Here is a 14,839-nt window from a genome sequence, read left to right as displayed (position 1 = left end):
GTCATTCGTGAAGTTGAGATGGGTGAGGAAAGTACACCGCCTATGGACGAAGAATCCTTGACAAGTCCATTTTATCCCCTGCTTTTGTATGGATTGAACGGAAGTAGAAGTCAATAGATGGCTGACTAGTGAAATAACGCTGTATACGGGATTTCGCGGATAAACACAGACACAGATTGTGTAACCATTTGAAGACAACCTAAAGGCTCCTGTAACGTGTTACAACGATAACCTGCAAAGGGCTAAGAATTGAGGATGGTTGAATATCCTACGACATTCTTAGTACCGAAAGACACATCGGATTAGTCCGCGACTGGTAAAAGTGAACCAAAAGTTCCTTTGAAAGTGTTGATAAACACGAGGGAATAACCCAGTTACACCTACATTGAAGAATGTAGGACAGTCCCTACGCGGTGACGCGAGTAATCCACGGTTCTTAATGGGTTGAAGGGTCTGCTGGCGAAAGATGTGAGGTTAATCCTAAGCAATAATTAACGATGGACTAGGAGGCGAAGCCCCGTGTTTCAAGCTACGGAAAGAATTGCTTATTTATCCAAGGTGGCAAAAGAAAAACCTGAATTGAGATTTAAAGATTTATATAACATCATTAAAAGACCTGAATTCCTCTTGCACGCCTACTACCAAATTGCGAGAAACAAAGGTTCAAAAACAGCAGGAATTGACAAAATTACTCGCAGTGAGTTAGAAGGAAATCTAGGACGTACAATTCAAGGGTTGTCGCAAGAACTGCACGACCAGAATTATACGCCACTAGCGGTTAGAAGGGTTGAGATACCTAAAAGCAGCGGTGGCAAACGACCTTTAGGAATACCTGCACTCAAGGATAGAATCGTGCAATCGGCAGTCAAACTTTTACTAGAGGCTATCTATGAATCTAAGTTCTCTGATTCATCTCACGGTTTTAGACCAAAAAGAAGCTGTCAAACAGCTATCAATTATATCACCGTAAAGAAATATGATTGGGTTATCGAAGGGGACATCAAAGGATGCTTTGATAATATAAACCACGGCAAATTGCTGGAAATACTCAGGTACCGCATTGCCGACGAAAAGCTTATAAACCTAATTAATAAATTTCTTAAAAGTGGATACCAATTGGGATATGGCATCGAGGGAAAGTTACCGGTGTTCGTAACCAAACAGGGAACCCCACAAGGTGGAATAGTAAGTCCAATTCTTGCAAATATATACTTAAATGAGTTTGACAAGTATATTGAACCCAAGCTGCTGAATTTTCCAGAGGACGAGTATAAGCTTAAAAGTAGTGAGTACACATACTACACAAATAGACTACGCGAAATCAGGAAAGCTATTCAGAACAATAAATTCCCCCTCACAATAAGTGAAAGGAATTTAGAGGAAGAATATAATACAAACTCGACCTACATTGAAAATAGCCTAGAGTTGGAGGATATATTACTTAAGACTTTGGATGAACGAAAGAAATATTCCTCCAAAGAAATTGAATATAAAACCCTAAACTCTAGAGTCCTCCGCCTAAGAAAGTACCTAAAAGAGGATAACTATCCAATAAGAATCTTCTCTAATGGTAGACCAAAGGGCTCCAAGGTGAAAATCAATAACAGGGAAGAAGCCGTGAAGAAAATCAGAGATTTAAAGAAAGATAGAAATAAAAGTAGCTTCTATGACAAGGAGAAATACTTCCAAACAAAAACTCTAGGATACGTCAGATATGCCGACGATTTCGTGATACTTATGGGCAACTACAATAAGAAAGCAGCCATCGAGCTCAAAGCAGAAATCTCAGAGTGGTTTACAGAATCGTTAAACCTCACACTAAGCGAGGAAAAGACGAAAATCACTCATTCAACAAATGGTTTCACTTTCTTAGGGTATGACATCATTAAACGCCCAAACGAAAAGGATAGAATTGGATACAGAGATACGTTTTCGCGGATATATGTTCCTAATAGCCGGATAAAGAGAGCGAAAGAAAGAATCGACTTTCTGATTCAAACACACTTTAACAGCCCACCAAGTGATTTGATAATAAATCTTAATAGATTCACGAGTGGCTGGAGTAACTACTACAAGATAGCCAACAATTGGCATACAATAGCTAGTAAACTCTACAGTTATTTATACTGGAAAGTGTTGCATTGGCTCGGTAGGAAATATAAATGCAGTATTCCACAGGTATGTAGGAAACACGTAAAGAGTATTGTTGCATTCGGAAACAACTGGAAGCGAATTGTAGATTATGTAGAAGGAAAACCAATTGTTTTAAAACAGTTTAGAGACTACAAATATACAACTCCTTACGAAATTGCTACTAAGATAATGAGTTCTAATTCAGGAATAACCGGATACCAAGGAACAGGCGAACATTATGATATATTGACCGCAAGCATAATATGGAGCGGTGGTTCACCAACACACCGCATACAACTGGAGGAAACTCAAGGTGCTATATGTTGCGAATGTGGTGATAAAGAAGGACCATTTGAAGTTCACCACATCAGAAAAGTCAATAGAAACAGGAAGAAAAGAGTCCTGGATATAATCAAAGCAAGTAACGATATTCCTAAGATGTTACTCTGCGTTCCCTGTCACAATAAGGTACCTACCACTTAAGAACAAATTGGGTAAAAGAGATTAATCGTGAGCCGTATGCTTCGAAAGTTGCTCGTACGGTTCTAACGGGGGCTTGGGAAAAACACAACTTGGTTGTGCGTTCTCATTCTACCCAATCTGATACAAACCGGTAATGAAAACGTTTTAATCGATGGCGGCGGTAAAGGAAAGGGCGACGAGGTTGTTGCCTACCTAAAAAAACAAAAGGTAAAAACACTTACTGCATTAGTTTCCACTCACCCAGATGCGGATCATGTTGGCGGTCTTGCTCATGTGATTAAATCGATTAATGTAAAATCTGTGTATGCCCCTAAAGTTTCACATACTACCCAGGCATACAAAGACTTTTTAACGACTGTTAAGAAGAAGACGCTTACAATAAAAAAAGCGAAGACGGGAGTGGAAATCAACACTAAAGCAAAGGATAATTCCCTTAAATTCATTGCACCTGTTAAGGACTATGCTAAGTCTGACTTAAATAATTGGAGTGCTGTCCTGTTGCTTAAACACGGCAAAAAAACATTCTTGTTTACAGGTGATGCCGAAGAAAAAGCAGAGAAAGATATGCTGGTTAAAAAACTGGTACCAAGTGTGGATTTACTTAAAGTAGGCCATCATGGTGCAAAAACATCGACAAGTTCAGCTTTCATTAACAAAACAAAACCGAAATATGCTGTAATCAGTGTAGGGAAAAATGGCTATGGGCACCCTACTTCCACTGTTATAAAACGGTTGAATTCAGTGAAAGCCAAAACTTATCGCACAGATAAATCAGGTAACATTATTTTTACTTCTACAGGTCAGAAAATTACTGTAAAGACGGTGAAATAATTGGTACAAGGAATTATTGATCGCTTCGAAGGAAAGATCGCTGTCGTTGAAATCGATGGTGGTGACATGAAGGATTTCCCTAAAAGTGCTCTTCCCAAGGGAGCAAAAGTAGGAGATATGCTGATTATCGATGGTGATACCATCACCATTTCCAAAGAAGGAACTGAAAAATTAAGAAAAGAAATTGACGATTTAATGGATGAATTATTCGAAGATTGATTCCAGGGCCCTTCTTTAATAAGAAGGGCTTGCTTTAAATTTGAATATTCCCGTTTGCATTCTCCTCTGATTTTTCCCCTGAACCCCCTCTTATCGCGGTATATACTTTGAGATTACCTCTGAAGCCTTGACTCCATTAGCATCAGTGAACAGATAAAAGGATTTCCTCTTTGTTTCCTCAATCCTCTGGATCAATTTCGTTTTTAAAAAAGAGGTCCGGTGCAGCTGGTTTTCGAAAGAGCTGCATGACACTGCTATATCGATGGTTTGTCTATTCCTGAATGTGATGGTTGTATGTTTGGAATCCAGGCGCTTATAGGATACCACATGCTCATGTGATAACCAGATGCATTGAGGACGTAACGGAGATGTAGTTGGAAAGAAGAATATCGAACTGGTCGGATCAATCGCGATCGGTGCTTTATGTGTGATGTTTATGAGCTGTTTCGTGCCTTGCTTGCGTCCTTCATAACTTGATCCGAAGAACTCGCAGCTTTTCTTTATTATTTCCATAGGTTTAAACGGGGAGATGAACTCGTCCTCCATTTCAACGATACGGGCATATATTTTACTGCCGTAATTAATTGGCGCAACCATTAGTGTATGTGGCGTGATTTCATATTCCTCGATGATTCCCTGATTGTTTTCCTTCATTTTTAATCCACCTCTTCCTCATTGCTAAACATCGCTATCACTTTCCAAAGCTTATATTCTTAATTGCTTGTACCCTTCCATTCCTGTCCAAGAAAAGTGAAGGGGGATAGTAAATGTATGTTAAATTACTCACTATAATAGCATAACCCTTAAACATAAAAAGCAAGTTCACAAAAAATTTAAAATTCTTTTATTTAGTGGCTTTTTCGTCACCTAAACGACACATTCTCTATCATAATTTAAATTTTTTAAATTTTCAGTTGATTTTATCCGCTCAAATCCATATAATAATAAAAAGGGTCAGGGGTGGTAACTTTGAAAAATGAAAAATCTTATTCAGAGTCAGTGAAGTCCTTATCAATGAGCGAAATGAAAAACGATGCCGTGGTTCAGGAAATGTTAATTGATATGATTATTCAGGAAGCCGTCCTTACTACCAAAAAGAATCTCCTTGCAAAACAGATCGATGATGCCTTGGATATAAAAAACAAACCTTTATTCTTAAAACTAAGTTCTGAAATGAACGTTTTACTAAAACAATTTGGAAATTAACATTCATGATCAAAAAAGCCTCCCATAATGTCGGGAGGCTTTTCTTATTATCATCACTCTTTATGAAACATACCCATGACCTCGGCAGTTTCGGTTATATTAACAAAAGCATTCGGATCCACTTCTTTTATCATCGTTTTTACATCTGTTAACTGATAACGTGTAATGACTGTCATCATTACTTTGCTCTTTTCTCCTGAATATGCACCTTCACCATCCATGACTGTAATTCCACGATATAGGTTGGTCAGGAGCTTCGTTTTCATTTCGTCACTCTTTTTGGTAACGATCATCAATGTTAATTTAATGTGATTGGAATGGATCGTATCGATCACCTTTCCTGCTGCATAAATGGAAATCAGCGTATATAATGCGGCATCCCAACCGAAGATGAAGCCTGAGATTACCACCACAACAGCATTCATCACCGAAAGCAATGTACCAAGCGGAAAGTCGCTCTTCTTAGCCAATAGCATGGCAATGATATCAAAGCCGCCCGAAGACCCCGAAGCGCGAAAGACGATGCCTATACCGATTCCCGATATGATCCCGCCAAATAAAGAAGACAAAATCGGTTCAGTGGAAATACCGTGAACTGGAATGAGGTATAAACTGATGGAAATCACGACAACTGATAATATCGTATAGGTGATAAAGCGTCTCCCTAATTTCAGGTAACCAAGAATCAGCAATGGCAGGTTCATCAGAAAATTCAATATCCCTGTGTTGACTGGGGTGATGATTCCGAACATGATCGCAAGTCCACTAAGTCCGCTGCTTAAAATTAAATGTGGTATCAAAAATAAGTTGTAGGCTACTGCCACAAGCACTGAGCCTACAGTGATGAAAAGTACATTATACATATCCGATCTCCTTAAAAAGAACTGGGAATTTAATTTATTATAGTAGAGAACCTAAGATTTTTAAAAATAATAGTTTTTTCTGAAAACGACCACAAACTTCCACTTTCCGAAGAAAAAAAGCCAGCTGGTTTTCAGCTGGCTTTCAATCACCCTTTGTATCTGCATTTTCAACCGTTGAAATCCGTTCGAGCATGGTCGGATGGGAATACCGCAGCCATTTAACCAGGAATGGCGGGTTGACCTGACTCAAACCCGACCTCGTGAGTTCCTGGAAAGTCGTGATTGCTGATTCTTTGTCCCCGGTCATTTCAATGGCATAACGGTCAGCCCTTGTTTCTTGATATCTGGAAACATAATTGGACAGCGGACTCGAAGCAAAGAGCAGCACAGACGTTATCAAGAGAAATAACGGAAGAGATGATATGCTGTCAACCGAACGGACCTTTAACTGATGGCCCCAGCGACCAATGATAAAATTCATGATTTTCGAAGTCAGCCACAAACCGATTAATGTCAGTCCTAAATAGCCTGCAATCCCTATATAAATGTGCTTTTCCACATAATGAGCCATTTCATGTGCCATGATAAAAAGGATTTCATCTTCCTTCAGTTTGTTCAGGGTCGTATCCCAAAGAACTATTCTTGAGTTGGAACCTATGCCGGTCACATATGCATTCAAGGCATTTGTCTTTTCCGCCATATTTACTTCATACACGTGTTCAGCCGGGATCTCAGCCTGTGAGGCTAGTGCCAATATTTCCGTTTCCAGCTCTTTATTTTTGAGAGGATAGAATTCATTGTACAGCGGATCAATCAATACAGGCTGAACGAACATCAGGAACAAGGAAAAAGGAATGGACAACATCCAAGCATAGAGCCACCACTTCTTCACACTTTTCTTCATTAACCAATATAAAATGCAAACGATGATGAACATCATCCCAAAATTCACCCAGAATTCGATGACTCCATCCTTCATCCACGAGGTGAAACTTTGTGTACTTATGTGGTAACTCTTGCTCATCCGATATCCAATGAAACTGATTGGAAATAGAGCCAGGTATGAAATAACGGAAAGCCAGAATAAGTAAATGCCCGTTCTGATCGCTTTCCGTCTCGAGACTGCCATTGACGATTTTTCAAATGCCTTTGAAAAACCGAATAACAATATGAAGAAATACAGAAGCCATTCATATGGTGTCGATACGAAAAAAATAAAATTCCGCAGTCCTGAATACTCTTCACTAAGCTTTAGTTCCCTTGCATTCAGGAACGTTGCAGGATCTGCTGCCGTTCCACGCAAAGCTTCGGGAATGGTCGTATCCGCTCCATAAAAAATATACCAATACATCGCTGCTGCATAAAGGATATATAATATAATCGCTCTTCCAGCCCATTTTCTAACCATGATGCCCCTCCTTAAAACGAATCTCCCTCTTAATAGTTTAATCCAAAATGGACAGGTTAGAACCGCATTTCCCTTCAATATTATTCTTCCTTACAATTCCCATCATTTTGTTGATTTTTCATTGTTCATTATCAACCTTTAGATTTCCCAGAATAATCCATAAGCCAAACATGCACTTCCGGGAAGGGAGGCAGAATGATTCGTATGCAGAGACACTAAAAAAACGGAGGGATGAGAGGTTTAAGGCAACGAGGAATTTATTCCTTTGCCTAATTGCTAAGATGAAATCGTTTCATCAAAGGATTTCAAATGTGAATTTGATTTATAATGAATGAGACCGATTAACGGAACGGCAGGCATGATCGGTCATCCCTTCATCCCGCTATTTTGAAAACCATACAAAAGTGCCATAAGCTCCGGTCGATTATTAACATTCAGTTTTCTGTAAATACGGCTTATATAGTTTTTTACCGTGCCGATCGATAGAAAAAGTTTTTTTGAAATTTGCTGATTCGTTTCGCCTTGGGTTAGCAGGATAAGCAGTTCATGCTCGCGTTTAGAAAAAGCCCCCAATTTTTCGATTGCCTTTTCCAAAGTTACTGGTGATCTTTCAACATCCCGCTCCAGCTTTTTCATTAAAATTGATTTGAATGAGGCAGGATAAACGATCTGACCGTTGGCACATTGACGGATTGCCGACATCAACTGTTTCATTCCGCCATCCTGTAACACATAACCTGCTGCACCATGGCCTATTGCTTCAATAAGATAATGATTTTCTGAATAGGCAGTAAAAATGACGAAAGGAGTGGATGGGTGTTTTTCCTTCAGGATTTGCATGACTTCCTGTCCATACTTCCCTGATGAGCGGGCATCAATAAGAATGACATCTGGAATGACTGATGTATGATCAGAATCAAGAAGGTCCATTTTATTTCCAGTCATCCCCATGACCTTAATGTCACCTTCTTGTTCGATGATTCCCTCAATTCCTCCCTGACCACCATATATCACTAGCTTAATCGACTTCATAACCTCACCTGTTACTTTCTTTATTTGTTATTAATCCGATAGTTTTTTATAACTGTTAGCCGTGGAATAGTTCTAATGGTCTATATTTTACATCATTAATTCACCTGTTAACAAATTTAAACTATAAAAATACTTTTAATAATTGTGTTCCTCCTGACAATAAAAAAGGCTATCAACCCGTTTGATTTCAGGATGATAGCCTTTTTCTTTGTTCCTCATCTATGAGCGTATCAAGTTTCATGATGCTTTCCTTTGCCCGCGGAAAATCAATTTTGCGATAATGGTGTTTTCCGCCTTCTTCTTCATCTTTTTCGTCGGCCCATTTGACGACTTGCTGAAGCGGTGTACGAATAATATCATTCGAAGGTAAGAACGAATCGGTATGAAATAAAATGGCGAGGGAAATGGTCTTTGCCTTGATCGGGTTTTCTCCCAAGCGGATTAACAGTTTATGTGCTCGTTCGGCACCTTTGATGGGGTGAATATCATTTTGTTTATAAAGATCATAATCCCATTTACCATTGCGATACCAGGTGAAATGACCCATATCATGCAATAGCCCGGCTTTAGCGGCAATATCAGGGTCGACATTATATTCATTTGCTAAGTGAAACGCATGGTATGCTACCGCAATCGCATGCGCCAGACCTGAACGGTTCAAGTATTTTTGAGCAATGGGATGTGCAAAAATATCCAAAAGCTTTACATCTCTCATCTAACCCCTCCTTACAATTTTGTGGAAATTTTTAATGACAATCATAACTCTTTTCGAAACAAGAATCAAGGTTTTAAGATTCTTCAAAATATTTTATGCAGCCTCATACACTTTGGTTGTACAAAAAAAGGAGCATTGCCGGTTATAGGCAATGATCTCCTCATGATCAATGTAATTCAGTTTTGCAGTACATGGTTTTTCAAGGAACGCCGTAAAATTTTACCAGTCGCGTTTTTTGGAAGTTCATCCAAAAACTCAATTTTTGCCGGCACCTTATATTTGGCCAAGTGTTCCATGCAATGGGCAAGCAGCTCTTCCTCAGTCAATGCATTGTTTTTCTTTACCACAAAGCATTTAACCACTTCCCCCTGATTGGGATCGGGAACGCCAATGGCTGCTGCCTCAACTACTTCAGGATGGGCATACAAAACCTCCTCCACTTCACGTGGATAGACATTATAGCCACCGACGATGATAAGCTCCTTTTTACGATCTACAATGAAAAAGTAGCCTTCATCATCCATCCTGGCTAAATCGCCTGTATATAACCAGCCATTTTTCAAGACAGCGGCTGATTCTTCAGGCATTTTATAATAACCTTTCATTACATTCGGACCCCTGACAATCAATTCTCCTACACCATTGATCGGCACTTCTTCTCCAAGCTCATTGACCACTTTGTTTTCCACCCTAAGGATGGATGTTCCGATGGAACCCGCCTTCCTTGGACGGTCCAAAGGATTGAAGCAGGTAACAGGGGAAGCTTCGGATAAGCCATATCCTTCTGAAACCCTAACATTAAATTTCCGCTCGAATGATTCAAGCAGGGACACTGGCATGGCGGATCCGCCAGATATGCATATCCGCAAAGACTTCAAAGCATCCTCTTTCGCATCTGGATATTGAAAAAGAAAGTTATACATCGTAGGCACGCCAGCAAAAACGGTTGCATCATATTTTTTGATTTGCCTGAATAATTCCTTTGGACTGAATTGCGGGACAATTAAAAGCGTACCTCCGCTTATCAACGGGGCATTCACAACTACCGTTAAACTGAAAACATGGAACATTGGCAATGTCGTAATGACACGGTCACTTTCCGTGATATTTAAATATTCACCAATATCATGTGCATTGGAGTAGATATTGGTATGTGTGAGCATGGCCCCCTTTGGTTTCCCCGTTGTCCCGGAAGTATAAAGTATGATTGCCGTATCTTCAGGATCCAGTTCAGGACCTTTAAAGCCTTCATCCCCCGATTCGACCATTTTTGTAAACGATTTCATTTTATTGCAGATGTTAAATTCGCTACTATCCCCATTATCCGGCTGCATTTCACAAATTACATATTGTTCTACGCTTGAAAGGATAGGGTTCATTTTCTCCAGTAAGGGTAAAAGCTTATCTAATGCCACAACAACCTTTACATCGCCATTATTCAGGATATAACCAATCTCGTCAGGTGTGTATATTGGATTGACGGGAATTACGGTCGCCCCTGCTCGCATAGCTCCATACAATGAAATGATGAAATGTGGAGAGTTGCCTAATAACAGCGCAATGTTATCACCTTTTGAAACACCAAGCCTATGTAATTCGTCTGCGAACTTCGTAACGGCTTTATCCAATTCCCCATATGAAGTGGATTGATCCAAAAAGTAATATGCTGGCTTATCCGCCTTTTTTAAAGCCATTTGATGAAGCTGTTCAGATAAATTCATCTTTCTCCCTCCCCTGCAAATAGCATGAATGAATGGTCATTCATTTTTATGGTGAACTAAATACATTTTTATTATATTAAAAGAATGCGATCACAGCAACCATTTTATCCATATTCAAGCAATTACTGTCATTATTAGTCACAAAAGCCGTCCTATTAAGTCGGGACGGCTTTCAGGCTTAATATATTAAAGCCAATATTTCTTCTTTTGTTACATTGCCAAAATAATGACGAACATCGATCTCATCCAGTGCTCTGCTGATTGCTTCCTTTTCATAGCGTATTCCAGTAAGCTTTCGTTCAATATCCGCAACCTCTCCGACCCCGAAGAAATCACCGTAGATCTTGCAGTTCTCAATGATTCCCCTGTTCACTTCAAGGCGGATATCAACAGATCCCACAGGAAATCTATGTGAGTTTTGCAAGTTGAATTTAGGTGATTTTCCGTAATTCCACTCCCAATTTTGATACCTATCTTCCGAGATTTCGTGAATTTTCTCCCAATCCGTTTCTGTTAAAACATACTCTGTAACCTTTCCGTTATCTTTGAAAATATTTTGCAGAAGGAATGAACGGAATTCTTCAACAGACATCGGTTCTTTTAGGAAATCGGCGATATTTCCAACACGGCTTCTTATCGATTTAATCCCTTTGGACTCGATTTTATCTTTTTTCACTTTTAAAGCGGATACAATGTGATCCATTTCTGATTGAAACAGCAATGTCCCATGACTGAACATTCTGCCCTTCGTTGAAAACATCGCGTTTCCCGAAATTTTCTTTCCTTCAGCCAGAATATCGTTACGACCGCTCAATTCAGCATGTATTCCTAGTTTCTCGAGCGTTTCCACGACAGGCTGGGTGAATTTCTTAAAGTTATGGAAACTATCCCCATCATCTTTCGTAATGAAACTGAAATTGAGATTCCCTAGGTCATGATAAACCGCTCCACCCCCGGAAAGGCGGCGAACAACTGTAATGCCCTTTTTATCTACATAATCAGAATTGATTTCTTCAATCGTATTTTGATTTCTGCCTATGATGATTGAAGGTCGATTAATGTAAAATAAAAGATAGGTTTCATCTATGTTTAAATGTTTAAGCGCAAATTCTTCGATGGCCAGGTTAATTCTTGGATCTGTAATTCCCTTATTATCAATAAAAAGCACAGTTGTTCCTCCTTGTAGACTTCATATCACTGATGTTTCATTTATAGTTGGAACTCGAGATTGGTTTTGGCTACAGCTATTTCCCTTTTGAATACCTCGGATGCTTCTTTTTTCAGTTGATCGAGATTCCCATAATGAGGGAGGTGAGTTAACAGCAAAAGCTGGACGTCAGCCTTTTCTGCCAGCAGGCCCGCTTCCCTTGCCGTCATATGCCCCGCCTTTGAACCATCCATATCACTGTAAAAGTTACTTTCACATAATAAAACATTTGCGTCTTTAGCGAAATCTGCAAGCTCATCCATATATGAACTGTCACCTGTGTAAACTATCGAATGATTTTCAGCTTCAATCCTCATTGCAAAACAAGGTACTGGATGTTTTGTTTTCATGAACGTAAATTTACACGGTCCAATGGTTAATGGCTGATCAGCAGAGATGGCTATCCCCTTTGTCACGTCTTTATAAGTTAACTTACCAAATTCGACTTCGTCCAAATCATGACCATATATAGGAATCGTCCTTTTTTCGCTGCCCAATATCTGCTGTATGAACGCAGCGTGCTGCAGGACACCAATATCCGCTACATGATCAGGATGATAGTGGGATAATACAACTGCACCAAGATCCTCCGGCTTCATATGGTTTTGAAGCTGTGATAGAACACCGCTGCCACAATCAAGCAGAATGCGAAAATCTTCATATTCAAGCAAATAGCCGGAACTTGCCTCATTTTTAGCTGGATAACCGCCCCAGCAGCCAATTACGGTGATTTTCATGCTTAGGCACTCCTTTTTTTCTCTCAATGACTTCCCCATTAATATAAACTATTCTTGCCCTTATTTCACCTTTTTTACTTATGTTATAAAACATTCATTGACATTCTAAATCTGTTATAATACAATAAAACCATAGAAAAGCGAATAATAAAAAAATTCAGGAGATGATGTTCATGATTCAAAGTAGCGTTGAGTTCTTTAAAAATCTGCCACCGAAACAATGCACGGAATGCGGAAAAAAAATTGAAGAACAGCACGAATGTTATGGAAACCACTGTGATCATTGCCTTTCTGGAGAGTAGTAGTCTTTGTGTTTCACCATCCTCTTCCCAAATAGCAGGATGAATTCATAGATGTTTCGGTTTCGCAGCTGAAAAAAACCCCAATAAAAGAAGAGATACCGATGATCGGTATCTCTTCTTTTATTGGGGTTCATTGCCTTTCAGCAAAAAAATAGAATGATCACGTAACGGATAATCCTTTGAACAAATATATTTTAAATAGTTCAGCAATTTCCTCTTTCTCTAATGGGGCATGATTCCTTTCCCAATCAAAGATCAGGGCAAGGTACATTTTTAGCATCAGGAAAGCTGTTATCTCTGGATCGCAAGGTTGTATATAGCCCTTATCAATCGCTATTTTTAGTTTTTCCTTAATATAGGATACGATGGCTTCTTCCATTTCATTAACCATTTCCTGAACGGCCGGCGTACCAATTTCCCGCTCTTCCTGAAGAAGTTTTAATGATAATTGATGTTCCTGCCTGAACTCCAGAATTCGATAAACGGCCCGATGCAGGTTTTCAAAAAAGGAGAGTTGGTCATCCAAAGATTGTTCCGCCTCATATTTCATTTCCTCTATCATCCGCTGAACGATTTCTTTAAACAGCTCTTCTTTATTTTTATAAAAGGTATAAATGGTCCCTTTTCCCACATTGGCAATTTTAGCGACTTGATCCATCGTCGTTGCCTTATAGCCAAAAAGTGAAAACGACTTGGTCGCAGCTTCCAAAATTAATTTTTTACGATCAACAGACATTTCCCACCCCAATCCTGACCAGACGGACAAAACAGTCATTATGTTCAACGATATCATACCAAAAATTTTCAGTTTTTTCAATTATATTTTCAATTTCCAAGAGAAACAATGGCCATCCTCGTTACTGGACAGCCACTTTTCGAAAATACATATTTATTTAATTCTGCAAGGCCAAAGGTAGCGTCGCTTTTCCGGTGAATAACATAACTTCAAATAAAAATATGCAGAGCACATGGCAAGCATGGTTAAACTGATTTTCTTCTATTGACTGATCACTTTTCCTGTAATCTGTTTAAAATGATCGTGGCCAAAGCATCGATGAATTCAGGTTTAACATTGGGCATATCCGGCCTATAGTAGCCTGCGCCAATCTCTTCCGTCACAACCTTACATTCATAATCGTTATCATAAAGGACTTCAAGGTGCTCGGCAACAAAGCCAACAGGAATATAAATGAAAGCTTTATAACCTTTTGCTTGATGAAGATCTCTGGTTAAATCCTGTACATCGGGTCCCAACCATGGTTCAGGAGTTTGTCCAGCGCTTTGCCAGCCTACTGAATAATTGGTAACCCCTGCGCCTTCGGCAATCATGTCTGCCGTTTCTTTCAGTTGATTTGGATACGGATCACCCGATTGCAAGATTTTTTCCGGGAGGCTATGTGCCGACACAATCAAAGCGAAATTATCGCGTTCTTCCGAGGTCATTTTCCCGATTACTTCTTTTACTTGGTCTACCCAATATTGGATGAATTTTGGTTCATCATACCAGCTTTCAACGGAAGTGATGGTCAGGTCCCCCAATTTAGCGGCTTCATCCTGGGCACGTCCATTATAAGACTTCACGCTGAATGTTGAAAAATGCGGTGCCAATACGATACTGACCGCCTCTTTGATTCCATCTTCATGCATTTGTTTCACTGCGTCTTCAACAAAAGGTTCAATATGTTTCAGTCCAAGATATGCCTTGAATTCAACTTCCTCCTGGACGGAATTCAATTTCTTTTCAAGCGCTTCAGCTTGCCCTGCCGTTATTTTTGCAAGCGGGGATAATCCACCGATCGCTTCATATCTGCCTTTAAGGTCGGCAATCAATTCGTCGCTTGGCCGTCTCCCATGTCGAATATGTGTATAATACCTTTCAATATCCTCTTCAGTGTATGGAGTACCATAAGCCATGACTAAAAGGCCCATTTTTTTTCTTGACATGAAATTACACCTCTTTTAAAGATTTCGTTCTTTTATTG

General features: G+C 39.5%; 15 protein-coding genes. 5 read left to right on the top strand and 10 right to left on the bottom strand.

The annotated features are described in order from the left end of the window. Positions 1 to 519 precede the first annotated feature (519 nt). From MKX49_RS04310 to MKX49_RS04300, 3 genes are all read left to right on the top strand, one after another. Positions 520 to 2,616 carry a reverse transcriptase domain-containing protein gene (locus MKX49_RS04310; RefSeq protein WP_336863262.1) on the top strand — a complete coding sequence of 699 codons (2,097 nt, stop codon included), beginning with the start codon at positions 520 to 522 and terminating at the stop codon, positions 2,614 to 2,616. A gap of 93 nt (positions 2,617 to 2,709) precedes the next feature. After that, positions 2,710 to 3,447 (top strand): ComEC/Rec2 family competence protein, encoded by a 738-nt coding sequence (locus MKX49_RS04305; RefSeq protein WP_340875219.1) that lies wholly within the window; start codon positions 2,710 to 2,712, stop codon positions 3,445 to 3,447. Then, complete coding sequence (locus MKX49_RS04300) at positions 3,448 to 3,666, top strand: DUF3006 domain-containing protein (RefSeq protein WP_057275817.1); 219 nt, start codon at positions 3,448 to 3,450, stop codon at positions 3,664 to 3,666. Between the two features lie 90 nt (positions 3,667 to 3,756). Here MKX49_RS04300 and MKX49_RS04295 read toward each other — a convergent pair whose 3' ends face one another. Beyond that, positions 3,757 to 4,320, bottom strand: coding sequence for a competence protein ComK (locus tag MKX49_RS04295; RefSeq protein ID WP_323597936.1), 564 nt, complete (start codon positions 4,318 to 4,320; stop codon positions 3,757 to 3,759). A 315-nt stretch (positions 4,321 to 4,635) separates the two neighbouring features. Here MKX49_RS04295 and MKX49_RS04290 point away from each other — a divergent pair, with 315 nt between their 5' ends. After that, positions 4,636 to 4,872 carry an IDEAL domain-containing protein gene (locus tag MKX49_RS04290; protein ID WP_323597935.1) on the top strand — a complete coding sequence of 79 codons (237 nt, stop codon included), beginning with the start codon at positions 4,636 to 4,638 and terminating at the stop codon, positions 4,870 to 4,872. A 53-nt stretch (positions 4,873 to 4,925) separates the two neighbouring features. On the opposite strand, the gene MKX49_RS04285 is transcribed toward MKX49_RS04290, so the two are convergent. The 7 genes from MKX49_RS04285 to MKX49_RS04255 form a co-directional block, all read right to left on the bottom strand. Beyond that, positions 4,926 to 5,735, bottom strand: a complete 810-nt coding sequence (locus MKX49_RS04285; protein WP_048677994.1) for a YitT family protein — start codon at positions 5,733 to 5,735, stop codon at positions 4,926 to 4,928. 142 nt (positions 5,736 to 5,877) lie between these two features. Further along, a complete protein-coding gene (locus MKX49_RS04280) occupies positions 5,878 to 7,143 on the bottom strand; it encodes a M48 family metallopeptidase (protein WP_340875215.1) in 1,266 nt (421 codons plus the stop codon). Positions 7,144 to 7,509: 366 nt separating this feature from the next. Continuing rightward, positions 7,510 to 8,175: a LuxR C-terminal-related transcriptional regulator gene (locus MKX49_RS04275; RefSeq protein ID WP_340875213.1), complete on the bottom strand. Its 666-nt coding sequence runs from the start codon at positions 8,173 to 8,175 to the stop codon at positions 7,510 to 7,512. Between the two features lie 187 nt (positions 8,176 to 8,362). Then, on the bottom strand, positions 8,363 to 8,890 hold the full coding sequence (locus MKX49_RS04270; RefSeq protein ID WP_048677997.1) for an HD domain-containing protein: 528 nt from the start codon (positions 8,888 to 8,890) through the stop codon (positions 8,363 to 8,365). 176 nt (positions 8,891 to 9,066) lie between these two features. Further along, positions 9,067 to 10,611, bottom strand: coding sequence for a fatty acid--CoA ligase family protein (locus tag MKX49_RS04265; RefSeq protein WP_340875210.1), 1,545 nt, complete (start codon positions 10,609 to 10,611; stop codon positions 9,067 to 9,069). A gap of 178 nt (positions 10,612 to 10,789) precedes the next feature. Beyond that, positions 10,790 to 11,779 (bottom strand): lipoate--protein ligase, encoded by a 990-nt coding sequence (locus MKX49_RS04260; RefSeq protein WP_340875208.1) that lies wholly within the window; start codon positions 11,777 to 11,779, stop codon positions 10,790 to 10,792. A 41-nt stretch (positions 11,780 to 11,820) separates the two neighbouring features. Next, positions 11,821 to 12,555, bottom strand: a complete 735-nt coding sequence (locus MKX49_RS04255; protein WP_048678000.1) for an MBL fold metallo-hydrolase — start codon at positions 12,553 to 12,555, stop codon at positions 11,821 to 11,823. Positions 12,556 to 12,728: 173 nt separating this feature from the next. Here MKX49_RS04255 and yhfH point away from each other — a divergent pair, with 173 nt between their 5' ends. Beyond that, positions 12,729 to 12,857 (top strand): protein YhfH, encoded by a 129-nt coding sequence (yhfH, locus tag MKX49_RS04250; protein ID WP_065310849.1) that lies wholly within the window; start codon positions 12,729 to 12,731, stop codon positions 12,855 to 12,857. A 160-nt stretch (positions 12,858 to 13,017) separates the two neighbouring features. Here yhfH and MKX49_RS04245 read toward each other — a convergent pair whose 3' ends face one another. Continuing rightward, positions 13,018 to 13,593, bottom strand: coding sequence for a TetR/AcrR family transcriptional regulator (locus MKX49_RS04245; protein WP_048678001.1), 576 nt, complete (start codon positions 13,591 to 13,593; stop codon positions 13,018 to 13,020). A 272-nt stretch (positions 13,594 to 13,865) separates the two neighbouring features. Next, positions 13,866 to 14,801, bottom strand: coding sequence for a ferrochelatase (gene hemH, locus MKX49_RS04240; protein ID WP_340875202.1), 936 nt, complete (start codon positions 14,799 to 14,801; stop codon positions 13,866 to 13,868). Positions 14,802 to 14,839 lie beyond the last annotated feature (38 nt).

The organism is Peribacillus sp. FSL M8-0224 (genome assembly GCF_038003055.1).
Taxonomy (GTDB): domain Bacteria; phylum Bacillota; class Bacilli; order Bacillales; family DSM-1321; genus Peribacillus; species Peribacillus frigoritolerans.
This window is presented reverse-complemented; position numbering and strand designations above follow the sequence as displayed.

Coding starts and splice junctions, on each gene's coding strand:
- MKX49_RS04295 (WP_323597936.1), bottom strand. CDS start 4,320: ATGAAGGAAAACAATCAGGGAATCATCGAGGAATATGAAATCACGCCA.
- MKX49_RS04285 (WP_048677994.1), bottom strand. CDS start 5,735: ATGTATAATGTACTTTTCATCACTGTAGGCTCAGTGCTTGTGGCAGTA.
- MKX49_RS04280 (WP_340875215.1), bottom strand. CDS start 7,143: ATGGTTAGAAAATGGGCTGGAAGAGCGATTATATTATATATCCTTTAT.
- MKX49_RS04275 (WP_340875213.1), bottom strand. CDS start 8,175: ATGAAGTCGATTAAGCTAGTGATATATGGTGGTCAGGGAGGAATTGAG.
- MKX49_RS04270 (WP_048677997.1), bottom strand. CDS start 8,890: ATGAGAGATGTAAAGCTTTTGGATATTTTTGCACATCCCATTGCTCAA.
- MKX49_RS04265 (WP_340875210.1), bottom strand. CDS start 10,611: ATGAATTTATCTGAACAGCTTCATCAAATGGCTTTAAAAAAGGCGGAT.
- MKX49_RS04255 (WP_048678000.1), bottom strand. CDS start 12,555: ATGAAAATCACCGTAATTGGCTGCTGGGGCGGTTATCCAGCTAAAAAT.
- yhfH (WP_065310849.1), top strand. CDS start 12,729: ATGATTCAAAGTAGCGTTGAGTTCTTTAAAAATCTGCCACCGAAACAA.
- MKX49_RS04245 (WP_048678001.1), bottom strand. CDS start 13,593: ATGTCTGTTGATCGTAAAAAATTAATTTTGGAAGCTGCGACCAAGTCG.
- hemH (WP_340875202.1), bottom strand. CDS start 14,801: ATGTCAAGAAAAAAAATGGGCCTTTTAGTCATGGCTTATGGTACTCCA.